This is a genomic window from Microbacterium sp. NPDC012755 (assembly GCF_042901325.1).
GTDB classification, from domain to species: Bacteria; Actinomycetota; Actinomycetes; order Actinomycetales; family Microbacteriaceae; genus Microbacterium; species Microbacterium natoriense.
This window is the reverse complement of sequence record NZ_JBIBCT010000001.1, coordinates 2054378-2076422: the sequence shown is the minus strand read 5'-3', so window position 1 is coordinate 2076422 and position 22045 is coordinate 2054378. Positions and strand designations below refer to the sequence as shown.

19 protein-coding genes and 1 pseudogene are annotated in these 22045 nt (G+C 70.1%); 9 read left to right on the top strand and 11 right to left on the bottom strand.

The genetic code is table 11. The annotated features are described in order from the left end of the window. Positions 1–79 precede the first annotated feature (79 nt). Positions 80–1927 carry a glutamine--fructose-6-phosphate transaminase (isomerizing) gene (gene glmS / locus ACFY5A_RS09625; protein WP_341940038.1) on the bottom strand — a complete coding sequence of 616 codons (1848 nt, stop codon included), beginning with the start codon at positions 1925–1927 and terminating at the stop codon, positions 80–82. A 195-nt stretch (positions 1928–2122) separates the two neighbouring features. Beyond that, positions 2123–3067 (bottom strand): type I pantothenate kinase, encoded by a 945-nt coding sequence (gene coaA / locus ACFY5A_RS09620; protein ID WP_105672691.1) that lies wholly within the window; start codon positions 3065–3067, stop codon positions 2123–2125. A gap of 36 nt (positions 3068–3103) precedes the next feature. On the opposite strand from coaA, the gene ACFY5A_RS09615 reads away from it, so the two are divergent. Both ACFY5A_RS09615 and ACFY5A_RS09610 read left to right on the top strand, forming a co-directional pair. Beyond that, positions 3104–4051 (top strand): Ppx/GppA phosphatase family protein, encoded by a 948-nt coding sequence (locus ACFY5A_RS09615; RefSeq protein WP_387233502.1) that lies wholly within the window; start codon positions 3104–3106, stop codon positions 4049–4051. Then, complete coding sequence (locus ACFY5A_RS09610; RefSeq protein WP_341940040.1) at positions 4048–4728, top strand: low molecular weight phosphatase family protein; 681 nt, start codon at positions 4048–4050, stop codon at positions 4726–4728. The genes ACFY5A_RS09615 and ACFY5A_RS09610 overlap by 4 nt, the downstream gene beginning before the upstream one ends. 8 nt (positions 4729–4736) lie before the next feature. Here the strand turns inward: ACFY5A_RS09610 and ACFY5A_RS09605 are convergent, their stop codons facing one another. Beyond that, positions 4737–5510: a CPBP family intramembrane glutamic endopeptidase gene (locus ACFY5A_RS09605; protein WP_387233498.1), complete on the bottom strand. Its 774-nt coding sequence runs from the start codon at positions 5508–5510 to the stop codon at positions 4737–4739. Between the two features lie 86 nt (positions 5511–5596). Between ACFY5A_RS09605 and ACFY5A_RS09600 the strand changes: the two genes are divergently transcribed. After that, positions 5597–7081 carry a polysaccharide biosynthesis tyrosine autokinase gene (locus ACFY5A_RS09600; RefSeq protein WP_387233495.1) on the top strand — a complete coding sequence of 495 codons (1485 nt, stop codon included), beginning with the start codon at positions 5597–5599 and terminating at the stop codon, positions 7079–7081. A gap of 129 nt (positions 7082–7210) precedes the next feature. Next, positions 7211–8758 (top strand): sugar transferase, encoded by a 1548-nt coding sequence (locus tag ACFY5A_RS09595; protein WP_387233492.1) that lies wholly within the window; start codon positions 7211–7213, stop codon positions 8756–8758. Positions 8759–8777: 19 nt separating this feature from the next. Here the strand turns inward: ACFY5A_RS09595 and ACFY5A_RS09590 are convergent, their stop codons facing one another. Continuing rightward, positions 8778–10103 carry a hypothetical protein gene (locus ACFY5A_RS09590; protein ID WP_387233489.1) on the bottom strand — a complete coding sequence of 442 codons (1326 nt, stop codon included), beginning with the start codon at positions 10101–10103 and terminating at the stop codon, positions 8778–8780. 28 nt (positions 10104–10131) lie between these two features. Here ACFY5A_RS09590 and ACFY5A_RS09585 point away from each other — a divergent pair, with 28 nt between their 5' ends. Both ACFY5A_RS09585 and ACFY5A_RS09580 read left to right on the top strand, forming a co-directional pair. Beyond that, positions 10132–11004: a polysaccharide pyruvyl transferase family protein gene (locus ACFY5A_RS09585; protein WP_387233486.1), complete on the top strand. Its 873-nt coding sequence runs from the start codon at positions 10132–10134 to the stop codon at positions 11002–11004. Continuing rightward, the gene (locus ACFY5A_RS09580) at positions 11001–12335 is read left to right on the top strand and encodes an O-antigen ligase family protein (protein ID WP_341940046.1); all 1335 of its coding nucleotides are present in this window, start codon (positions 11001–11003) and stop codon (positions 12333–12335) included. The genes ACFY5A_RS09585 and ACFY5A_RS09580 overlap by 4 nt, the downstream gene beginning before the upstream one ends. A 12-nt stretch (positions 12336–12347) precedes the next feature. Here ACFY5A_RS09580 and ACFY5A_RS09575 read toward each other — a convergent pair. Then, positions 12348–13028, bottom strand: a pseudogene (locus ACFY5A_RS09575) (glycosyltransferase family 4 protein); the annotation flags it as partial. A 490-nt stretch (positions 13029–13518) separates the two neighbouring features. On the opposite strand from ACFY5A_RS09575, the gene ACFY5A_RS09570 reads away from it, so the two are divergent. Together ACFY5A_RS09570 and ACFY5A_RS09565 are read left to right on the top strand one after the other, a co-directional pair. Next, positions 13519–15339, top strand: a complete 1821-nt coding sequence (locus tag ACFY5A_RS09570) for a DUF4012 domain-containing protein (RefSeq protein WP_387233483.1) — start codon at positions 13519–13521, stop codon at positions 15337–15339. A gap of 117 nt (positions 15340–15456) precedes the next feature. Next, positions 15457–16032: a cell wall protein gene (locus ACFY5A_RS09565; RefSeq protein ID WP_341940048.1), complete on the top strand. Its 576-nt coding sequence runs from the start codon at positions 15457–15459 to the stop codon at positions 16030–16032. A 49-nt stretch (positions 16033–16081) separates the two neighbouring features. On the opposite strand, the gene ACFY5A_RS09560 is transcribed toward ACFY5A_RS09565, so the two are convergent. The 5 genes from ACFY5A_RS09560 to ACFY5A_RS09540 form a co-directional block, all read right to left on the bottom strand. Next, positions 16082–16933: a patatin-like phospholipase family protein gene (locus tag ACFY5A_RS09560; protein ID WP_387233480.1), complete on the bottom strand. Its 852-nt coding sequence runs from the start codon at positions 16931–16933 to the stop codon at positions 16082–16084. 76 nt (positions 16934–17009) lie between these two features. Next, on the bottom strand, positions 17010–18368 hold the full coding sequence (glmM, locus tag ACFY5A_RS09555; RefSeq protein ID WP_387233477.1) for a phosphoglucosamine mutase: 1359 nt from the start codon (positions 18366–18368) through the stop codon (positions 17010–17012). Between the two features lie 14 nt (positions 18369–18382). After that, on the bottom strand, positions 18383–18868 hold the full coding sequence (gene rpsI / locus ACFY5A_RS09550) for a 30S ribosomal protein S9 (RefSeq protein ID WP_105672677.1): 486 nt from the start codon (positions 18866–18868) through the stop codon (positions 18383–18385). A 27-nt stretch (positions 18869–18895) separates the two neighbouring features. Further along, complete coding sequence (rplM, locus tag ACFY5A_RS09545) at positions 18896–19342, bottom strand: 50S ribosomal protein L13 (protein ID WP_105672676.1); 447 nt, start codon at positions 19340–19342, stop codon at positions 18896–18898. A 221-nt stretch (positions 19343–19563) separates the two neighbouring features. Next, the gene (locus tag ACFY5A_RS09540; protein WP_387233474.1) at positions 19564–20316 is read right to left on the bottom strand and encodes an MBL fold metallo-hydrolase; all 753 of its coding nucleotides are present in this window, start codon (positions 20314–20316) and stop codon (positions 19564–19566) included. A gap of 70 nt (positions 20317–20386) precedes the next feature. On the opposite strand from ACFY5A_RS09540, the gene ACFY5A_RS09535 reads away from it, so the two are divergent. Beyond that, a complete protein-coding gene (locus ACFY5A_RS09535; protein ID WP_341940051.1) occupies positions 20387–21346 on the top strand; it encodes a helix-turn-helix domain-containing protein in 960 nt (319 codons plus the stop codon). Between the two features lies 1 nt (position 21347). Here ACFY5A_RS09535 and ACFY5A_RS09530 read toward each other — a convergent pair whose 3' ends face one another. Further along, positions 21348–22016 carry an endonuclease/exonuclease/phosphatase family protein gene (locus ACFY5A_RS09530; RefSeq protein ID WP_105672673.1) on the bottom strand — a complete coding sequence of 223 codons (669 nt, stop codon included), beginning with the start codon at positions 22014–22016 and terminating at the stop codon, positions 21348–21350. Positions 22017–22045 lie beyond the last annotated feature (29 nt).

The window sequence follows — 22045 nt, the reverse complement described above, 5'->3', positions numbered from 1 at the left end:
TCAGCTGAGAGGCCCGGGTTCCGCAGACGCTCCGCGATCTGAGCCGCCAGAGCGTCGCTCGACTCACTTCGCAGGAGGTCTATTCGACCGTGACCGACTTCGCGAGGTTGCGCGGCTGGTCGACGTCGAGGCCCTTCGCGGTGGCGAGGGCCATCGCGAAGATCTGCAGCGGGACGACCGACAGCAGCGGCTCGAACATCGCTCCGGCCAGCGGGATGCGGATGACCTCGTCGGCGAAGGGGAGCACGGCGGCATCCCCCTCTTCGGCGACCACGATCACCCGTGCGCCGCGAGCGCGGATCTCCTGGATGTTCGAGACGACCTTCGAGTGGATGAGCGCCGAGTGACGGGGCGAGGGCAGGAGCACGAACACGGGCTGCCCCGGTTCGATCAGTGCGATCGGGCCGTGCTTGAGCTCACCGGCGGCGAAGCCCTCGGCGTGGATGTAGGAGATCTCCTTGAGCTTGAGCGCGCCCTCGAGCGCGATCGGGAAGCCCACGTGGCGGCCGAGGAAGAGGACCGAGCGGGTGTCGGCCATCCAGCCGGCGAGCTGCTGCACGTGGTCCTGCTCCTCCGCGAGGACACGGGCGATCTTCTCCGGCAGCGCCTGCAGCTCGGCGACGTCGACGGAGGCGTCGGCGACCGTTCCGCGGACGCGGCCCATGTGCAGGCCGAGCAGCAGCAGGGCGGTGATCTGCGCGGAGAACGCCTTTGTGGACGCGACCGCGACCTCCGGTCCGGCGTGCGTGTAGACGACGGCATCCGACTCGCGGGGAATCGTCGCACCCTGCGTGTTGCAGATCGAGAGCGTGCGCGCGCCGCGTTCATTCGCATACTTGACGGCCATGAGCGTGTCCATGGTCTCGCCGGACTGGCTGATGGAGACGACGAGCGTGTCGGCGCCGATCACCGGGTCGCGGTAGCGGAACTCGTGGGCGAGCTCGACGTCGACGGGGATCCGAGCCCACTGCTCGATCGCATACTTGCCGACGAGAGCCGAGTAGGCGGCGGTGCCGCACGCCGTGATGATGATGCGGTTGATCCCCGCGAAGAGCTCATCGAGACCGTCGAGCTCGGGGATGACGACCTGGCCGTCGTGGATGCGACCGCGGATCGTGTTCGCGACGGCCTCCGGCTGCTCCGCGACCTCCTTGGCCATGAAGGACGACCATCCGCCCTTCTCTGCGGCGGCGGCATCCCACGACACGTCGAAGGGCTCGGCCTCGACCGGGGTTCCGGCGAAGTCGGTGACGCTGACGGCATCCGGCGTGATCGAGACGATCTGGTCCTGACCGATCGCGAGGGCCTTGCGCGTGTGCTCGACGAATGCGGCGACGTCGGAGCCGAGGAAGTTCTCGCCCTCGCCGAGGCCGATCACGAGGGGGGAGTTGCGACGAGCGCCGACGACGAGGCCCGGGTGGTCCTGGTGCATCGCGAGGAGGGTGAACGCGCCCTCCAGGCGGTTCACGATGCTGCGGAAGGCGAGCTGCAGGTCTCCCCCGTTGCCGGCGTACTCGCGGCCGAGGAGCGCGGCGGCGACCTCGGTGTCGGTCTCGCTGCGGAAGACGACGCCGTCGGCCAGGAGCTCGTCACGGAGCGTGGCGAAGTTCTCGATGATGCCGTTGTGGATCAGGGCGAGCTTGTCGCCGTCCGCGAGGTGCGGGTGGGCGTTGAGGTCGGTCGGTCCACCGTGCGTCGCCCAGCGGGTGTGCCCGATCCCGGTGCTGCCGTCGGGCAAGGCCGATTCGGCGAGCGAGTCGCGCAGCGCGCTGAGCTTGCCCGCCTTCTTGCGCATCCCGAGCGTCCCGGCGTCGTCGATGACGGCGACGCCCGCGGAGTCATAGCCGCGGTACTCGAGGCGGGCGAGTCCTGCGAGCAGGATGTCCTGGCTGGGGCGCGGGCCCACGTATCCGACGATTCCACACATACCGTCAAGGGTAAGCGCACACTTTTGGCAGGATTCCGAACGAATCCGTGCGGCGCGGCGTCCTCCGCTCGGAACTCGCGCCCCCGCGCTCGACGCCCCGCCCCGGAGCGGCGCGAGAAGTCAAGAGATGCGGGGTTCAGGGGGCACGATCCCGCGCTCCCTGACTCCTCACGGAATGACGAGCACGAACACGAGTCAAAGCTTGCGCAGCAGCACGCTCTCGACGGAGTGGTCGACGCCCTTGTTCAGGACGAGCCGCGCTCGGTGCTTCGTCGGCATCACGTTCTCGACGAGGTTCGGCATGTTGATCTCGTTCCAGTACCCGAGCGCCGTCGTGATCGCCTCGGTGTCGGTGAGGTGCGCGAACACGTTGAAGTACGAGGACGGATTCGAGAACGCCCCCTGGCGCAGCGCGAGGAAGCGGTCGACGTACCACTTCTCGATGTGCGCGGTGTCGGCGTCGACGAAGATCGAGAAGTCGAACAGGTCGCTCACGGCGACGTCGTTCGGCGCGGGCGGCGGCTGCAGGACGTTGAGGCCCTCGACGATCACCACGTCGGGGCGGCGCACCACGACGTGGGCGTCGGGGACGATGTCGTAGCGCATGTGCGAGTAGAAGGGTGCACGGACCTCCGGCGCACCGCTCTTCACCTCGGTGAGGAACTGGAGCAGCGATCTGCGGTCGTACGACTCGGGGAACCCCTTGCGGTCCATGAGGCCGCGGCGCTCGAGCTCGGCGTTCGGGTAGAGGAAGCCGTCGGTCGTGACGAGCTCGACGCGGGGCGTGCCCGGCCAGCGGCTCATCAGCTCGCGCAGCAGTCGGGCGATGGTCGACTTGCCCACGGCGACGGAGCCGGCGACGCCGACGACGAACGGCGTGGTGGAGTCGTCCTCCTGCAGGAAGGACGATGTCGCCGCGCCGAGCTTCTTAGTCGACGTCGCGTACAGGCTGAGCAGCCTGCTCAGCGGGAGGTACACCTCACGGACCTCGGTGAGGTCGAGCCGGTCGCCGATGCCGCGCAGCTCGACGACCTCGGTCTCGGTGAGCGGCTGATCGAGACCTGCCGCGAGCCGCGCCCACTCGGCGCGATCGATCTCCCGGTACGGAGACAGTGGCAGCGTGGGGTCGACGGTGGTCACGCATACATCGTAACGGGGCACCGGTAGTCTCTTCCCGTGCGCTTGGGAGTCCTCGATATCGGATCGAACACCGTCCATATGCTCGCGGCGGACGTCCGCCCCGGCGGGAGGCCTCTCGCGACGACGAGCGACCGCACCGTGCTGCGGCTCATGCGCTATCTCACCCCGGACGGCGCGATCTCCGAAGAGGGCGTCCTGGCACTCGAGGCCGCGGTCGCGCAGGCGCGCAGGGTCGCCGCGGAGGAGCGGGTGGACGAGCTGCTCGCGACGGCCACCAGCGCGGTGCGCGACGCCCGCAACGGCGCCGACGTGATCGCGCGCATCGAGAAGGCTCTCGGCCAGCCGCTGCAGGTGCTCGACGGAGAGACCGAGGCCGAGCTGACCTTCCTCGCCGTCCGACGGTGGTTCGGCTGGTCGGCCGGGCAGCTCCTGCTGCTCGACATCGGCGGCGGCTCTCTCGAGATCGCGGCCGGTGGCGACGAGATGCCGGATGCTGCGGCATCCGTCCCCCTGGGCGCCGGTCGGATGACCGTGCAGTTCCTTCCGAACGACCCGCCGGGCGAAGACGACGTCGAGCGTCTGCGCGAGCATGCCAGGACGACGCTCGCCGAGATCCTCCCCCGGTTCGCCGCGCTCCCCCGCCCCGACCACGTGGTCGGCTCCTCGAAGGCGATCCGCTCGCTCGCACGACTCGTCGGCTACCCGGTCCCCGGCTGGTCGGGGATCGAGCGGATGCTGCTGCCCCGCGCATCCCTCGGGTCCTGGATCCCCCGGCTGGCGCGCCTCCCCGCATCCGCTCGCCAGGAGCTGCCCGGCATCACGCCCGACCGCACGTTCCAGATCGTCGCTGCGGCCGTCTCCCTGCACACCGCGATGACGGTGCTCGACATCGACGAGCTGGAGGTCTCGCCGTGGGCGCTGCGCGAAGGCGTGCTGCTGCGCTACATCGAGCAGCTCAACTGGAGCAGCGGCGCGGGGCGATGAAGGATCTCGACTCCTTCGACGCGCCGGCGGACCGGAGCGCGCCGCGGGCGCTCGGCCGGTCCTCCGATGCGTCGGCGGACACCGGGACGCCCGTGATCCTCACCGTCTGCACGGGCAACATCTGCCGGTCCCCCCTGGCGGAGACCGTGCTCCGCGCCCGCCTGCACGGGGTCGACGCGACCGTGCACAGCGCAGGCACCCACGCGCCGGTCGGCGCCGAGATGACAGGCATGTCTCAGGAGATCGCCGTGGCGCACGGAGCCTCCCCCGATGACGTCATGACACACCGCGCCCGGTGGCTGACCGAGCCGATCGCCGCGGGAGCCGACCTGATCCTCGCCATGTCCCGCGAGCATCGGACAGCGTCCGTCGAGCTCGCTCCCTCGGCTCTGCGGCGCGCGTTCACCGTGCGGGAGTTCGCCGCGCTCTCCACCGCTCTGGACGACGACGCCATCCGCCGGACCGCGGATGCCGCGGGCACGGCCCCGCGTGCGCGCCTCGCCGCCGTGCTGGCCCTCGTCGCTGGGCGACGAGGGCAGATGCCCCCCGCCAGAACGCAGGACGACGATGTGATCGACCCCTATCGTCGCGATCGCGCCGTGTACGAGGAGTCCGCGTCGCAGCTGATCCCCGCCGTGGACGAGGTCGCCAGAGTCCTGCGAGCCGCGCTGCTCTGAGCGGCCGGTCAGCCGAGCAGCGTCCCGGCGACGATCAGCCCGACCCCGCTCAGGTTGAACACGATGTGCACCAGCACCGCGGGCCAGATCCGCCCGGTGAGCACGACGAGCGCGCCGGTCGCGATGCCGAGGAGCGTCAGCGCGACCGCGGCATCCGGCGTCAGAGCCGACACGAGCTGATGCGTCAGGACGAAGAGCACGGTGGTCACGGCGACCGATACGACGCCGGCCCTCCGGATGCCGGCGCCCTGACGATCCGGCGATGCTCTCCGCGCGCTCCGTCTCACCGCGCTGAACAGGGCGACGAGGAGAACCCCGCGGAAGAAGAGCTCCTCGATCACGGGGGCCACGATCCCCCCGGCCAGGAGGTCCTCCGCCCACCAGAGCGCCGGCAGCGATCCGTCGAGCGATGCGTAGGACGGGAGGGCGCCGGAGCCTCCGAACGCGACCGCCGACCAGCCCTGCACGATCCTCAGTACGAGGCCGAGGACGACGCCGTAGAGCAGGTCCACCGGGCGGACGGCGAGCAGCCCCCGGGGGATCCCCCTCCGGAACGCGAGGATGACGGGTGTCAGCAGCGCCGCCCACAGCGCGGCCTGGCCCCACACGCCTCCGAAGAGCATCCCCAGCCACGCCCCCAGGAGCATGCCGGCGCCGAGGCCGATCACGCTCCAGCCGAGGAGCTCGCCGTTCCAGGCGCGCACGGTCGAGCCGCCGCTCCACCACGCGCTCCGTCGAGGCGCGCGCGAGCGATGCGACGGGTCAACGTCGGAGTCGGTCATCGGGATCCACCGTAGCGCCAACCGGAATATCAGAATGCTGTTCCTATGCGACAATGAACCGCCAAGGGGAACCGACGAGAGGCGACATGGAGCTCAGCGACTACATCCGCATCCTGCGCAAGAGCTGGCTCGCGATCGTGATCGCGACGCTGCTCGGACTCGCCGCCGCCGCCGGATACTCCCTCACCCGCACGCCGATGTACGAGTCGCAGAGCGTGGTCTTCGTGCAGTCGCAGGCGGGCAGCACCGTGACCGAGCTGCAGCAGGGGTCGTCCTTCGCGCAGTCCCGCATCACGACGTACGTCAGCCTGGTGCGCGAACCCGTCGTGATGAACCCCGTGATCACCCAGCTCGGCCTCGACACCTCGGCCGACGACCTGGCCGAGAACGTGAGGTCGTCGAGCCCGCTGAACAGCACGCTGATCCAGATCACGGTGCAGGACCCCGATCCCGTCATGGCGGCCGACATCGCCAACGCGCTCGGCGCGAGCCTCGCCGCGGCCGTGGAGCGCATCGACACCCCCGCCGGCCAGGACCAGAGCGCCATCAAGCTCACCCGGGTGCGGGATGCCGCCGCCGCGTACGCCCCCGTCAGCCCCAACATCCCGCTGAACCTCGCCCTCGGCCTGCTCGTCGGCCTCGCGATCGGCATCGGCATCGCCGTGCTGCGCTCGGTGCTGGACAACCGCGTCCGCTCCCCCCGCGACGTGGAGGAGCTCACCGATCGACCGCTGATCGGCGCCATCCCGCTCGACCCGAAGGCGAAGGAGCGGCCGCTCATCATCCAGGCCGATCCGCTCAACCCGCGCTCCGAGGCGTTCCGCTCGCTGCGCACGAACCTGCAGTTCCTGGAGATGGACGGCGGCCATACGTTCGTCATCACCTCCAGCATCCCGACGGAGGGCAAGTCCACGACGACGCTCAACCTGGCGATCGCGCTCGCCGACAGCGGCAAGCGCGTGGCTCTGGTGGACACCGACCTGCGCAAGCCGAAGGTCGCCGAGTACCTGGGCATCGAGGGCGGCACCGGCCTCACCGACGTCCTGATCGGCCGCGCCAAGGTGTCGGACGTGCTGCTGCCCTGGGGCAATCGCTCGATGTACGTGCTCCCCGCGGGCAAGATCCCGCCGAACCCGAGCGAGCTACTCGGCTCCGCCCGGATGCAGAAACTCCTCGACGCGCTGGCGGAGGAGTTCGACGTCGTGCTGTGCGACGCTCCTCCCCTGCTGCCGGTGACGGATGCCGCTGTGCTGTCCCGGGTGACCTCGGGGGCGATCATGGCGGTCGCCGTCGGCAGGACGACGACGCATCAGCTCCAGGGGGCTCTCGACGCCCTCGCGACCGTGGGCGCGAAGGTCGCCGGAGTGGTCCTGACGATGGTCCCGACGAAGGGCGCCGACGCGTACACCTACGGGTACGGGTACGGCTATGGATACGGGTACGGTCACGGCCACAAGGCGGGCGCCTCGTCGGCGTCCTCGGCGGCGAAGAGGCGCTCGACCGGCAAGGCTGTGATGCCCACGGAGTCGGACTCGGCCGACGCGTTCGACGACCTGCTCAAGCGCGGCTGAGCCGCCAGCGCCCCGAGCCCCGGGCGGTTTGTTACATCCGCGTGAAATCCGCGACCTCGAGCACCTTCCGGCATCCTTCGCTCTGCTACTGTTCACGCGGGGGAAATACCAGAATATTACGAGGTCACAGTGACGTCGACACACGACATCGACGCGACGAAGAAGACGCAGGAAGAGAGTGACACCGGGGCGGGCGCAGACAGGAGAGCGCTCGGTTCCGCAGCCGGCAGCACGCGGGCCGGCTTCGACTGGCGCGCGCGCTACGCACGCAACCTCCGGATCACCGATCTCCTCGCGCTCATCTGGGTCGTGTACGGCACGCAGATCGCCTGGCTGGGATTCGGCAACACCTCGGTGCCGACCGACAACCTGCTGGGCGTGGGCAACATCTCCTACTGGCTCTTCTCCGCGGGGCTCGTCATCGCCTGGGCCTGCGCGCTCGGCCTCGCCGACTCCCGCAGCCATCGCGTGATCGGCACCGGAACGACGGAGTACGTCCGGGTCGCGCGCGCCAGCCTCGGCGTCTTCGGCATGATCGCGATCGTCGCCTTCCTGACCAAGTCGGAGGTCGCACGCGGCTACCTGCTGATCAGTCTCCCCGCGGGCATCGTCACGCTCGCGCTCGTCCGGTGGCTCTGGCGCCAGTGGCTGGTGTCCAACCGTCGCGCCGGAGGCTACTCGGCACGCGTCCTCCTCGTGGGATCCGGCGAGTCGGTGACGGCGATCGCCAACGAGCTCCGCCGCGTGTCCGACGCCGGCTACACGGTCGTCGGGGCGTGCATCCCCGGCGCGCGGGTCGGAGACCTCGTCCCCGGTACGGACGTCCCCGTCGTCGGCTCCGTCGACGACGTCGAGTTGGGCCTCGTGCGCACGGGCGCCGACACCGTCGCGGTCACCAGCACCGGCGACCTGCCGCCCTCGCGGCTGAAGCAGATCTCCTGGTCGCTGGAGGCCGGGCGACAGCACCTCGTGCTCGCTCCGAGCATCACCGACATCGCGGGGCCGCGCATCCACTCGCGCCCCGTCGCCGGCCTCCCCCTCATCCACGTCGAGATCCCCCGGTTCAGCTCGGGGCAGCGCATCGTCAAGCGCACCATGGACATCATCGGCGCGCTCGCGCTCATCGCGCTCTCCTCGCCGCTCCTCCTCGGCGTCGCGATCGCCGTGAAGGCCACGAGCCCCGGCCCCCTCCTCTTCGCCCAGGAGCGGATCGGACTGAAGGGCACCCCGTTCAGGATGCTGAAGTTCCGATCCATGCGCGTGGGAGCCGACGCCGAGCTCCGCGCCCTGCTCGATGCCCAGGGCACGAGCGAGACGCCGCTGTTCAAGGTGAAGGACGACCCGCGGATCACACCGGTCGGACGGTTCATCCGCAAGTACTCGCTCGACGAGCTGCCGCAGTTCTTCAACGTGCTCGGAGGATCGATGAGCCTCGTCGGCCCCCGCCCCCAGGTGGCCGCCGAGGTCGCCCTGTACTCCGACGCCGCGCGGCGGCGGCTCCTCGCCAGACCCGGCGTCTCCGGCCTCTGGCAGGTCAGCGGCCGCTCGACCACGACGTGGGAGGAGACGGTCCGCCTCGACCTGTACTACGTGGAGAACTGGTCGCTCCTCGGCGACATCGGCATCCTGCTCAAGACGCTGAGAGCGGTGATCCTGCCGGGGAACAGCGCCCACTAGCATGCAGCGATCGACCCCGTCAGACGCCCGTCACCGCGACCACGACGCCCGCGACGGCGAGCAGGGCGACGCAGGCGGCCACCGGGAGCGCGATCCTGCGGAGCATCAGCCTGGTGGCGTCCCGGGTGACCGGGTCGGGGTTGAAGGAACCCAGCACGGCGGCGACCGCGGCCAGCGTCACGGGAGCGACCGCGTAGACCCAGGACAGCCCCTGAAGGGTGTCCGGTCGCATCACGACGGTCGCAAGCGCCCACAGCACCACAGAGCCGCCTGACGCGGTGAGCAGCCTGATCGCGGAGCCGGTCCGGAGCTGGATGGCCGACGAGGCGTAGTACACGGCGAGCGCCGGCACGGTGAGGCCCAGCGGCGCGGCGACCGCGAGGGGCACGGCGACGCCCGACACCATCGGGAGCACGAGATAGAAGATCAGAGTGATCACGGTGCTCGCCAGCGCGAGGGCGCCGTAGCCGATCGAGGAGGCCCGCACAGCCGCGGTCAGCGCGGGGTCGTCGGTCGTCTGCATCCGCACCGAGAGCAGCGCGTGGACGGAGTTGATGAGGACGCTGACCATCGTGACACCGAGGGCGGCCAGATGAGCCTGCTCCAGCAGAGCGGGGGCGCCGGCGACGATGGCCGAGAGCCGGATGCCTTGCATGAGCACGGCGAACAGGGCCAGATGCGGCACCAGCACAGTCGCCATCGCGAGCGTCCTCGCGGCCTCTCCCCCCGGCGCGGACGGATGCGCGGACAGCAGCCCTCGCATCCCGAACCAGATCCCGGCGCACAGCACGGTCATCACGGCGACGGTCGCCGTCGCGGCGAGGTCGAGCGGAAGCCCGAGTCCAGCGAAGAGCATCCACGCCAGCGGCAGGATCGGGTTGAGCAGGCCCCCAGCGGCCATCAGGAGAGTCGACTCCCTGATGCGGGCGACCTGCGCCGCGATCAGCCACGTCCCCATCCCTGCCGCATAGGACGCGGTCAGCGCACCGGTCTCCACGGGGAGGCCCGCGATGCCGACGATGGAGAGCACGATCCCGACCCCGAGCGCGACGGCGAGGATGCCGCAGACGATCCGCAGAGGCACCGCCCACGCGCCTGGGCGCAGGTGGCTCCCGTCCGCCCCACGGCGGAACGCGTTGGGGAGCGTAACCGGTATACCGATAGTCAGGGGCAACGCTAGGATGGGGCCCAGCGCGAAGGCCACGATCGCGGGCTCCTGTTCCATCCCGCTCGCGATGCGCGGAAGGACCATCCACGCGACCATCCCCGCCCCCGCGGAGGCCAGCTGGATCGCCGCGAAGCGCAGCCTGTGCCACGCAGGACCGACGGTCGCCGATTCGCCCATAGCAGGCCCTTCCCGGAAGGAACGAAGCTTGACCCTCGCACTCCACTGGTGGCGGCCACTCGGCAATCCTCGCACAGCCGCCGGGGAGCTCCTGCGACACGGGTCGGCATGGGCGCACGCCGTCAGGATGGGCGGCGTTCCCCTCAACTTCGGCGACGAGGCCAGCCGCGTGGCCCTCGGCGAGCTCAGCAGACGCCCGATCAGACGCAGCGGAATCGGCTCCGCGGACGTCCTGGGCGTCGGGTCGATCCTCAACAGGGCGTGGAAGGCGCAGCCCGACGCGACGGTGTTCGGAAGCGGACTCCGCGAGCCCGACCACAGGCCGCTCCCGATGGCCACCGACCGCATCCTCGCCGTCAGAGGCACCCTGACCCGCGACGCCCTGGGCCTCCCCTCGACGCAGACCCTCGGCGATCCCGCCCTGGTCGTCGGCGACGTCTACGGAGGCGGCCCTGCGATCAGGAAGAGCGCCCCGCTGTTCATCCCCCACTTCACGATGCTCGCCGAGCGCGCCGGTCGCGCTCATCTCTCCGGCATCCGCGCCCGCGGGTGGGACGTGCAGCTGCCGACCACCACCCCTCTCGCCGTGGCGGAGGCCATCCGGAGCGCCCCGGTCGTCGCGACGAACAGTCTCCACGGGGTCGTCTTCGCTCATGCACTGGGCACGCCGGTGGTCGCGGTCGACGTGGCCGGGCACGCCGAACCCGACTTCAAGTACGACGACTACCTGTCGGTGTTCGGGCTGCGGCATCGTCCCACCGACATCACGGTCGTCGCAGACCTCTCGTCCGCCGCGCTGATCGATCAGGTCGCCGCGCAGACCGAGATCGTACGGGCGGCCCTCCCCGCGCTCGTGGCGGGCCTGCACAGGGCGGCGGCGCCGTTGCGGAGCACGTCATGACCATCGAGGCCGTCGTCGCCCTCGGGATCTGCGCGGTCGTGGCGGCCTCGATCGTCACGACGAGGATCGGACTCGTCGCCACCGTGGCGTACGCCGCCTTCTTCTCCCTCGCCCTCGTGCCGGTGTCGCTGATCTCCGACTCCGGCGCCTTCCACGTGGGGATCGCCGGTTCCTCCCCCGACCTGCGCACGTTCACCCTCGTCATCGCGGTCGGCGCCGTGCTCCTCACCTTCATCGCGAAACCCCCTCTCGTGGGGATCTTCGTCCCGCTGCTGCTCTGGATCGCGATCGGCGCCCTCTTCATCTGGCCCTCGGACCCGCCGGGCATCGCCGGCGTCGTGCAGCTCTGCATCGCCGTCCTCGCCTGGGGGATCGGGATGCGCGCGGCCCGCTCCGACCCGGACTCGAGGCTGCGCCGCGGCCTGATCGTCCTGATCGTCATCGTGGTGCTCGCGCACTCCGGAGTCGCCGTGCTGCAGGCGCTGGGTCTGAACATCAACGCCGTGGCCGCCGCCGACCAGGAGATCCTCGGCTCCCGCGTGAACGGGCTGTCGAACCACCCCAACAACCTCGGGAAGATCCTGGTCATCTCGATCGCGCTGCTGCTGAGTCTGCTGAACTCCGCGAAGGACCGCGCCCGGCTCATCTGGATCACGATCGGCGTCGCCTTCGTCCCGTTGGTGCTCGCCCAGGGCCGGGCGAACCTCGCCGCGGCCGCGGCCCTCGTGACCGGCTGGGTCCTGCTGCAGCCGTCCCTGCACCTCTCCCGCAAGCTCTCGGTGATCCTGGGCCTCGGCGTCGCCGGTCTCGCCGCGTCCGGTGTGATCATCACCCGGTTCGAGGAGGACCCCACGGGTGGCGTCCGCGGCGAGATCCTCTCGTACGCGGCCCGCATCGTGTCGACGTTCTTCTGGACGGGCACGGGCCCGAACCGCTACACGATCGAGAACGCCCCACTGACGGGCTCGTTCATCCCCGTCCACAACTCGTTCGTGCTCGCCCTCGCCGAGCTCGGCATCGTCGGCTTCGTCCTGCTCTTCGCACCGATCGTCGTCATGACCGTCGCCGCGTGGAGGCGACGCAACATGGTGTCGGCGAGCGGGGACGCCGCCCGCGCGATCGTCGCCAGCGCCCTGCCGATGGTGATGATCGCCTACACGGGCTGGGGGATGCTCGCGACGTCAGTGCTGTCGCTGGGGATGTTCTGCTTCGGATTCATGTGGGGCCAGGTCACGTCGCGCCCTCCCGTCGGCGAGCGCGACGCGCAGGCTCTCTCCGATGGCGCGGCTGTCGTACGCGTCCGCCGCCCACGCCTGCGCGCGCACGCCTAGCTCCGCTCGCAGCTGCGGAGATCCGTGCAGGCGCTGCACGGCATCCGCCCATTCCGTCGGCGACTCCGCGACGAGGCAGTGGATGCCGTCGACCAGGCCGGCGCGTTCCGCCGAGATCCTCGTCGTCACGATCGCCCTGCCCAGCACGGCCGCCTCGATCAGCTTCATCTGCACGCCCGTGGCCATCTGGATCGGGACGATGCACACGTCCGCGGCGGCGTAGTAGGGCGCCACCTCGTCGACCGCGCCGATCAGCTCGACCCCGTCGGTGACGAGCGCACGGACATCGGGGCCGGCGCCGCGCCCGACGATGTACAGCGTTCCCGCCGCGCCGCGCCTGCGCAGCTCGGGGACCACGTGCTGGACGTACCACGCGAGCGCCTCGCGATTCGCCCGGTACGACAGCCGTCCGACGAACAGCGCCGATGACGGAGCCAACGTCACCGCCGCGCCGCCGCCCGGCGAGAGGTCGAGAGCGTGCGGCGAGCGCACGAGGCGGACGACCCCGTCCGGACGCAGTTCAGCGGGAGACGAGACGAGAACCGCGTCGGCTTCGTCGACGACCTGCTCCTCCGCGCGGCTCAGCCGGCCGGCCTCGATCCTCGCGATGACACGCCACAGCGGATTGCGGCCGGTGGCGAGCAGCTGGCGGTAGTAGTCGCTCCGGAACTCGTCGAGGTCGACGACGCGCATCCCCCGCGCCAGCGGCAGGAAGTTCGCCGAGCGGATGACGTTGAAGAAGACGATGTCGGGCGCGGTGTCGGCGATGGCGCGTCTGATCGCGGCGTCGGCTTTCCGCGCTCCGGTGAACGCCTGCTGCAGAGGCCGCCGCGAGAACACGGCGCATACAGCGCGGGCGAGCCCGCCGATCCTGCCGAGACGCACGACGCGGACGTCGGTGCGCTCGGGGAGGAGGGCGATCAGCTCGCGCGCGTCTGCGGAGTCCTGGTCCGACCAGACGAGGAGGAGCGCGGTGACGTCGTAGTCCTCGACGAGGGCCTTCAGGATGCCGAGGCTGCGCGGGCGCTGCCGAGACGGCACCCACGGCGCGACGAAGAGGAGCCGCTCCCGTCCCTGCGATTCCCCATCGTCCACACCCGCTCCTTCGATGCCGAGGTCACTCACCCTGCGAGACTACGCGGTGCCGAGGCATCCGATATACCAATACGACTATCGTGTCCCTGTGACCTCCGCGCCCCGCACCTCCCGTCGTCGACGCCGGGCCGGGCGCATCTCCGCCTGGGTGTTCGGCGGCATCCTGCTCGCCGCCGCCGTGTGCGCGGTGTGGATCGGCATCCGCGGTTCCCTCGCCTACCAGCACCTGGAGAGCGCGAGCGAGGCGGCGGCCGAGGCCCCCTCCGTGCTGGCGGATCCCTCGGCGGCACCCGCCCTCATCCGACGCATCGCCGACGACACCTCTGCCGCACGCGCCCTCACGGGCGACGTGATCTGGAAGGCCGGCGAGCACGTGCCCTGGATCGGGCCGCAGCTGGCCGCCGTGTCGACGGTGTCCGCAGCCCTCGACGACATCGCGTCGTACGCCCTGACCCCGCTCTCGCACATCGCGGCGACGTCCTCGCTCGACAGCATCCGCCCGAAGGAGGGAGTGATCGACCTCGCGCCCTTCACGGAGATCGCGCCCGCCGCGGCGACGAGTGCGGACGCGCTGGCCGCTGCACGCGAGACGATCGGCGACATCGATCCCGCCCCCCTGATCTCCCCCGTCCGCGCGGCCGTGGCACAGGTCTCCGATCTCGTCACCGGCGCCCACGAGGGCGTCGACGCCCTGCGTCGGGCCTCGGCTCTCGCACCGTCGATGCTCGGCGTCGACGGCCCGCGCGACTACCTGGTCGTCCTGCAGAACAACGCGGAGTGGCGCTCCCTCGGCGGGATCGCCGGAGCGATGCTGCAGCTGCACGTCGACAGCGGGCGCCTGACTCTCGTCGCCCAGAGCTCCTCGTCCGATTTCCCGATCTACGCAGAGCCCGTGCTCCCGCTCAGCGAGGAGGAGACGCAGCTCTTCGGCACTCAGCCGGGGCGCTTCGTGCAGAACGTCACGCAGATCCCCGACTTCACCCGCGGCGCCCCTGTCGCACGGGAGATGTGGCTGCGGCAGACCGGCGTCGAGGTCGACGGGGTCATCGCACTCGATCCCGTCGCGCTGTCGTACCTGCTCGCGGCGACCGGCCCCGTGACGCTTCCGACCGGCGACGCGCTCACCGGTGAGAACGCGGTCGACCTGCTGCTCAGCGGGGTGTACGAGCGCTACCGGGAACCCCGGGAGCAGGACGCGTTCTTCGCCGCATCCGCCGGTGCAGTCTTCGATGCCCTCGCCTCGGGGGCGGGGTCACCCGCGGGTCTCCTCGAGGCACTGGCCCGCGCCGGGGCCGAGCATCGGGTGCTGGTGTGGAACCACGACCCTGCGGAGCAAGCGATCCTCGACGCCACGACACTGCAGGGCGCCTTGCCCGAGACCGACGCGACGACGACCGCGTTCGGGGTCTACGTCAACGATGCGACCTCGGCGAAGATGGACGTCCACCAGACGCTCGAGACGCAGACGACGTGGTGGTGCGGGGCGGATCAGGCGCAGACCACCGTGACGATCCGCAACACCGCGCCCGCCGATGCCGCCGACCTCCCGAGCTACGTCACAGGCGGCGGCAGCCACGGCGTCCCGCCCGGTCAGGTGAAGACCGCCGTCTACGTGTACCTGCCCCAGGACTCGACCCTGCTCTCGACGGATGCATCGGGAGACGCGGTCACCCCCGGCATCGGGAGCGGGGTGGATGCCGGCCGTGACGTGTTGATGTGGACCGTTCAGCTCGCTCCGGGACAGACCGCGACCTTGACGGTGCGCGTGCGGACTCCGCACACGCCCGTGCTCCTCACGCGAGCGACCCCGACGATCGGCCAGGCGCCTCAGACCATTGGCCAGACGACTCCGACGAATGGCCAGGAGGAGTCCTCTGCCATTGCACAGGGTTGCGATATTCCGGGATAGTGATATTTAGGAGGGGGGCTTCTGGTGGGAGACCATCGCGGCTCCCCGCCTCGCTTAACGCTCGGAACCCTCACAGCCCTCCGAGTTCTTGCCCCACTCCCCCAGAGAGGCCCCGCCATGAAGCGCAGTTTCATCAAGGCAGCCGCCACGACCGCTCTCGTCGCCGGCGCACTGCTCCTCACCCCGGCCTTCGCCGGCGCAACGTCGTACACCCCTCCGTCCACCGGAACCGTCAGTGCGGCGACCGTCGCACCCGGCGGCACGTTCACCTTCTCCGCCCCCGCGGAGATCTTCGCCCCCGGCGAGAGCGTCACCATCAGCCTCACCGGAGAGAACGCCCTGGGCGCCTCGCTCGGCTTCGTGAAGTTCGCGATCGAGACCAAGGCTCTCGGCACCGTGACCGCCAGCAGCAACGGCGGCCTCGGAGCGGTCAGCATAAAGCTCCCCTCCAACGCCTCCGGCCGCTACTCGGTGCTGGCGACCTCGGAATCCAACCCGACCGGCATCGCCGCGTACGTCACCACGGACGCGGGCGCGGGCACGGGGACCGGCGATGACGGCCTCGCCGCCACCGGAGCCGACAGCTCCGCGCTCCTGCCCATCTGGATCGGCGGAGGCGCGCTCGTCCTGGCCGGCGGCGGCCTCGCCGTCGCGGCGACGGTCCGCCGCAACCGCAAGCACGAAGCAGCCTGATCTGACGAGAAGAGGGGGTCCGGTCGAGAGACCGGACCCCCTCTTCTCGTCAGCGCCAGAAGTCCGAGAGCCCGCCTGCGAGCTCGAACCCCTGGGAGTGGCCGAGCAGCGCCGCTTCCGGGCGCAGGGTCAGGTCCATCGCCGATGCTCCGAACAGATGCACGGCGCCCTCACCGGGGACGATCACCTCGACGCGACTCCCCGTGGAGCGCAGCTCCTCGACCTGAGTGACGAGGTCGCTTCCCCACTCGATCGGATGACGCGACCGCCCGCCGAACGGTGAGAGCACGAGGACGCGCTCGCACCCGGCTGCCAGATCGGCGTTCTCATTGCGACGATAGCCGCCGTCCAGATAGCGCTCCTCGCCGATCGCGTACGCGAACCCGCTCGAGCAGCTCGCCGCGACGGCATCCGCCAGCTCGACACCGCTCTCCCGCGTGAACACCACCGGCTCGCCCGTGCGCGCGTCGACAGCGGTGATGCGCAGCTCCCGATCAGGCCAGTCCTGGCGCGGGAGCCTCCTCGCGACCATCTCGCGCCACCGCGTGGAGCGCGACCCGTCCTGGTCCATCGCCAAAGCGGCCTCACCGAGCCTGCGGCGCAGATCCTCGATGTCGGCGGAGGCGGCGATGATGTCGGCCGTCCTCGCCATGCCCTCGGCTGCCGCCCTGGTCCGGTCGGGCCCGGCGCCCTGCGGGATCGGAACCAGCGATGCCGCGTACAGCTCTCCCACAGCGCCCGACAGCGCCTGGACGGCCGTCGTCGACCCCGCCGATGTGCCGACGACCACATCGGCGTCCGTGATGTCGAGCCCGCCGTCCGCGAGGCCGGCGAGGACGCCGAGAGCCCAGGCGTTGCCCGTGGACCCGCCGCCTCCGATGACCAGCGCCGTTCCGCTCATATCCCCTCCGCACCGCCTCGGATACAACGAAGCGGACGGAGGCCTTCCGGCATCCGTCCGCTTCCTCTCATGATGTTCAGAGCGCGAGACGCTCGCGTACGACGTCGGCGAGGCGCTCGGCGTAGGTCTGCACCGATTCGGCATCCGCCGCCTCGACCATGACCCGCACCAGCGGCTCCGTGCCGGACTTGCGCAGCAGGACGCGCCCGGTGTCGCCGAGTTCGGCCTCCACCTCGCGAACCGCCGCCTGCACGACCTCGTCGCCCTCCAGGGCGTCCTTGTCGACGCCCCGCACGTTGATGAGCACCTGAGGGTAGACCTTCATGACGCTCGCGAGCTCGGCGATCGACTTCTTCTGCCGCGCCATCTCGCTCACCAGGTGCAGACCGGTCAGCAGGCCGTCTCCGGTGGTGGCGAACTCGCTCATGATCACGTGGCCCGACTGCTCGCCGCCGAGCGCGTATCCGCCCTCGTTCATGTCCTCGAGCACGTAGCGGTCTCCGACGGCGGTCTGCCGCACGGTGATCCCCTGCTCGCGCATGGCGACGTGCAGACCGAGGTTGCTCATCACGGTCGCGACGAGGGTGTCGTCGGTGAGGTGCCCGCGCTCCTTCATCGACACCGCGAGGATCGCCATGATCTGATCGCCGTCGATGACGTTGCCCTGGGCGTCGACCGCGAGGCAGCGATCGGCGTCGCCGTCGTGGGCGATGCCGATGTCGGCGCCCAGCCGGACGACGGCCTCGGCGAGGTTGTCGAGGTGGGTCGAGCCCACGCCGTCGTTGATGTTCAGACCGTCGGGGTCGGCCCCGATGACGGTCACGTTCGCGCCCGCGTCTCGGAACGTCTCGGGTGAGACCCCCGCAGCAGCACCGTGCGCGCAGTCGAGCACCACGTGGATGCCGTCGAGCTGATGCGGCAGCGAACCGAGCAGGTGCACCACGTAGCGGTCCTCGGCATCCGCGAACCGGATGATGCGTCCGACGCCCGCGCCCGTCGGACGGAGCTTCTCGTCGGCCATCGCGGTCTCGATGCGCTCCTCCACGACGTCGGGGAGCTTGACCCCGCCTCGGGCGAAGATCTTGATCCCGTTGTCAGGAGCGGGGTTGTGCGACGCCGAGATCATGACACCGAAGTCGGCATCCCTGTCGGCGACGAGGAATGCGAGCGCCGGAGTCGGGATGACCCCGGCCTCGAGCACGTCGACCCCGGAGGATGCGAGCCCCGCGGCGACCGCCGCGGTGAGGAAGTGGCCGGAGACCCGGGGGTCGCGTGCCACAACTGCGGTGAGTCGCTTGCCTTCGGCTTTGCGAGCCTCCGCAGTACGGCCCTGGCCCAGGACGACAGCAGTCGCCTGGGCCAGGGTGAGCGCCAGATCGGCGGTGAGGATGCCATTGGCAAGTCCTCGCACGCCGTCCGTGCCAAAGATCGGCATCGGTCGGATGGACCTTAACGCTTCGAGTACTGAGGCGCCTTGCGGGCCTTCTTGAGACCGGCCTTCTTGCGCTCCTTGACGCGAGCGTCACGGGAGAGGAAGCCGGCCTTCTTCAGGGTCGGGCGGTTGTTCTCGGCGTCGATCTCGTTCAGCGCACGGGCGATGCCGAGGCGGAGCGCACCGGCCTGACCCGAGGGGCCACCACCGGAGATGCGGGCGATGACGTCGTAGCCGCCGGCGAGGTTGAGGACCGTGAACGGGTCGTTGATCAGCTGCTGGTGCAGCTTGTTCGGGAAGTAGTCCTCGAGGGTACGGCCGTTGACCGTGATGGTGCCGGCGCCGGGGATCAGACGCACGCGGGCGATGGCCTGCTTGCGACGACCAACGGCGGCACCCGGGACGCTCAGCACGGGGCGGGGAGCCGCCTCGACTGCTTCGGTCTCGGGAGTCGACGTCGAGAAGTTCTGGAGGTTTTCGGTGGTGTCCTGGATGTCAGCCACGAGTATGTCCTTAAGTCTTTACGGCGCTTACTGGGCGACCTGGTCGAGGGTGTACGGCGTCGGCTGCTGCGCGGCGTGCGGGTGCTCTGCACCGACGTACACCTTGAGCTTCGACAGCTGCTGACGGCCCAGGCTGTTCTTGGGGAGCATGCCACGGATGGCCTTCTCCACAGCGCGGACCGGGTTCTTCTCGAGGAGCTCGGCGTAGGTGACCGACTTCAGGCCGCCCGGGTAACCCGAGTGGCGGTAAGCCAGCTTCTTCTGGAGCTTCTGACCGGTGAGCGCGACCTTGTCGGCGTTCACGATGATGACGAAGTCACCCGAGTCGATGTGGTTGGCGAAGGTCGGCTTGTGCTTGCCACGCAGGAGCGTAGCGGCGTGCGAAGCCAGACGGCCGAGAACGACGTCAGTGGCGTCGATGACGACCCAGTCACGCTGGACCTCGCCGGCCTTCGGGGTGTAAGTGCGCGTCACGATAGTGCTGCTTTCTTGTTCGAACGGAGAAGTTCGTGAATCCCACTCCGGGGTGGTTCTCTCCCCAGGGGGAGGAACACGCCAGTGGAGGGCTCACGTTCGCGGCACTCGGCAGTCGAGTACCAAAGTGACAGCTTACGTCATCGGAGCCGGTTCCCCAAAACCGCGCCTCCCTGCCGGAGATCCCGTCTCCGGCAGGGAGGTCGGCGAGGCGCCTCGCCTCAGCCGATGGCGACGCGCTCACCCGGTGTGAGGATGCGCAGCCGACCGGCGCTCCCCGCGTGCTCGAACATGCCGATGAGACGCTCACGGGTCTCCGAGAAGTGGAACCATCCCTCTGCGTGCACGGGCACGATGATCGCGCCGGCCAGCGCCTCGGCCGCTTCGAGCGCGGTGCGGGCGTTGAGGGTGAGGTCGACGTCGCCGAACCTGCCGACGTTGGCCGCACCGGTGAAGAGCACGGCGACCTCGATGCGCGGGAAGCGCTCGGCGATCTCGCGCACGAGGGCGACGGAGGCGTTGTCTCCCGACACGTACACGGTCGGCTCGCCCGCCGCCTCGAGGACGAAACCGGTGACGACGCCGGTGAGCGCCTCGGCTCCCTCCGGACCGTGCAGCGCCGGCACCGCCGTGATCACGGCGTCGCCGACGCGGTGCCGCTGCCACAGGTCGAGACCGGTGACGTGCGGGATGCGCTCGGCCGAGTCCGGCGTGCCGAGCACCAGGGGGACCTCGGCGAGCAGCGCGCGCCCCGCGGAGTCCAGATTGTCCTCGTGCTGGTCGTGGGAGAGCAGCACCACGTCGACGGGGCCGAGATCCGCGGCGGCGACCGCGGGGCCGACGAGCTTGTGCAGCGTGATCGGACCGGGGTACGCGCCGGGCTCGTCGAACGTCGGGTCCGTGAGGATCGAGAGTCCCGCATAGGTGAAGTGGAGCGTCGGGCCGCCGATCAGAAGGGCTGGGATCTGTGTCATGGCATCAGTCTTCGGCATCCGTCGCGGTCGATCCAGTGGCCTTGAGGAATCTCTTCGATAGGATCAGGCCATGAGGAGACGGACCGTCGCGGTGCTCGCATTCCCGCAGATCAGCCCCTTCCACCTGTCGGTGCCGACGCTCGTGTTCGGCGGCGCGGGGCTCGACGGCGTCGAGGGCCTCTACGACGTCACCGTGTGCGCGGAGCACCCAGGGTCCATGCCCACCGGTGCGGGGTACGCGATCCAGGTGGACGCGGGGCTGGAGACGATGGCCGTCGCCGACCTCGTCGTCATCCCGAGCTGGCGCGAGGGCATGACGCCCTCCCCCGCCCTTCTCGACGCCGTCACGTCAGCCCACGCCCGCGGCGCCAGGGTGGTGGGGCTCTGCCTCGGGACGTTCGTCGTGTCGGCATCCGGCATCGCCGACGGCCGGGAGGTCTCCACGCACTGGGCCGCCGCGGCGAGACTCACCTCGGAGCAGCCGCAGGTCGAGGTCCGCGACGACGTGCTGTGGACCGACCTGGGCGACGTCATCACGTCGGCCGGCGCCGCAGCCGCCCTGGACTGCTGCCTGCACATCGTGCGCTCCGACCACGGCGCCACAGCCGCGACCGCCCTGGCGAGGGCGCTCGTGCTGGCGCCGCACCGCACCGGCTCGCAAGCGCAGTACATCCCGGCACCGGTGGTCGCGGCCTCCGCGGACGACCCGATCGGACGCGCGATGATCTGGGCGCGCGCCCGCCTCACCGAGGTCTTCGATCTCGACGAGTGGGCGGAGGCCGTGCACCTCTCGCGGAGGACGTTCACGCGGCGGTTCCGCGAGCGCACGGGCACGAGCCCGCAGCAGTGGCTGCTTGATCAGCGGGTGGATGCCGCCCGCACCCTGCTCGAGAGCTCGGACGAGTCGGTCGACCGCATCGCTGAGCTCGCCGGATTCGGAAGCGCGGTGTCGCTGCGCCTGCACTTCCGCCAGCGCCTTGGCGTCAGCCCGGCGGCGCACCGCTCGACGTTCCGGGTCGGGGCCGCATGAATCAGTCGAGTCGAGCGGTCACCAGGATCGGGCGATGGTCGCTCATGCCCTGAGGCAGGGTCGTGACGCGTTCGATCTCGAACCCCGAAGAGGTCGCGAAGTCGTAGTGCCCGCGGAACACGCGATACCGCGTGTACGTGTGATCGTCGCTGAGCGTGAGCGCGTAGCCGTGCTCACGCACGGCGTCGCCGAGGTTCTCCTTGAACACGGGGTAGTTGTAGTCGCCGACCATGAGCTGCGGGAGTCCGGCGCCGAGCGCGGCGAGCTGGGTGAGCGCGGCGCGGATCTGATGCCTCCGCAGTGAGTTCAGCGCGGTGAGCGGTGCCGCATGGAAGGACGCCACGATCAGCTCGCGTCCCTCGTCGATCTCGAGCAGTCTCACCCCGAGAACCCTCTCGTGGGCGGGCTTCGCGATCCGGTCGTGCAGCGACTTCTTCAGCTCGAGGGTCTTCACGCCCAGCACCCGGAACGTGCTCGCGCGGTAATACAGGGCGAGGCCAAGGCGATTGCCCTGGGTCGCCTCGGCGAGCACGAGGTCTCCGATGCGCTCGGGAAGCTCCTGCACATCGCACTCCTGCAGGCAGAGGACGTCGGGATCGTGCACGCCGACCAGCTCGACGAGCTCGCTCGCGGCGCGATGCTTCTGGAGGTTGTACGAGATGACCTTCATGACACTCACACGCTACCCGTCGGTGCTGA

Excerpts from the sequence above, each read along its gene's own strand:
- ACFY5A_RS09610 (WP_341940040.1), top strand. The coding sequence starts at position 4,048 with ATGAAGGATCTCGACTCCTTCGACGCGCCGGCGGACCGGAGCGCGCCG.
- ACFY5A_RS09605 (WP_387233498.1), bottom strand. The coding sequence starts at position 5,510 with ATGACCGACTCCGACGTTGACCCGTCGCATCGCTCGCGCGCGCCTCGA.
- ACFY5A_RS09565 (WP_341940048.1), top strand. The coding sequence starts at position 15,457 with ATGAAGCGCAGTTTCATCAAGGCAGCCGCCACGACCGCTCTCGTCGCC.
- ACFY5A_RS09530 (WP_105672673.1), bottom strand. The coding sequence starts at position 22,016 with ATGAAGGTCATCTCGTACAACCTCCAGAAGCATCGCGCCGCGAGCGAG.
- ACFY5A_RS09540 (WP_387233474.1), bottom strand. The coding sequence starts at position 20,316 with ATGACACAGATCCCAGCCCTTCTGATCGGCGGCCCGACGCTCCACTTC.
- ACFY5A_RS09560 (WP_387233480.1), bottom strand. The coding sequence starts at position 16,933 with ATGAGCGGAACGGCGCTGGTCATCGGAGGCGGCGGGTCCACGGGCAAC.
- glmS (WP_341940038.1), bottom strand. The coding sequence starts at position 1,927 with ATGTGTGGAATCGTCGGATACGTGGGCCCGCGCCCCAGCCAGGACATC.
- ACFY5A_RS09590 (WP_387233489.1), bottom strand. The coding sequence starts at position 10,103 with ATGGGCGAATCGGCGACCGTCGGTCCTGCGTGGCACAGGCTGCGCTTC.
- glmM (WP_387233477.1), bottom strand. The coding sequence starts at position 18,368 with ATGCCGATCTTTGGCACGGACGGCGTGCGAGGACTTGCCAATGGCATC.
- ACFY5A_RS09535 (WP_341940051.1), top strand. The coding sequence starts at position 20,387 with ATGAGGAGACGGACCGTCGCGGTGCTCGCATTCCCGCAGATCAGCCCC.
- ACFY5A_RS09580 (WP_341940046.1), top strand. The coding sequence starts at position 11,001 with ATGACCATCGAGGCCGTCGTCGCCCTCGGGATCTGCGCGGTCGTGGCG.
- ACFY5A_RS09600 (WP_387233495.1), top strand. The coding sequence starts at position 5,597 with ATGGAGCTCAGCGACTACATCCGCATCCTGCGCAAGAGCTGGCTCGCG.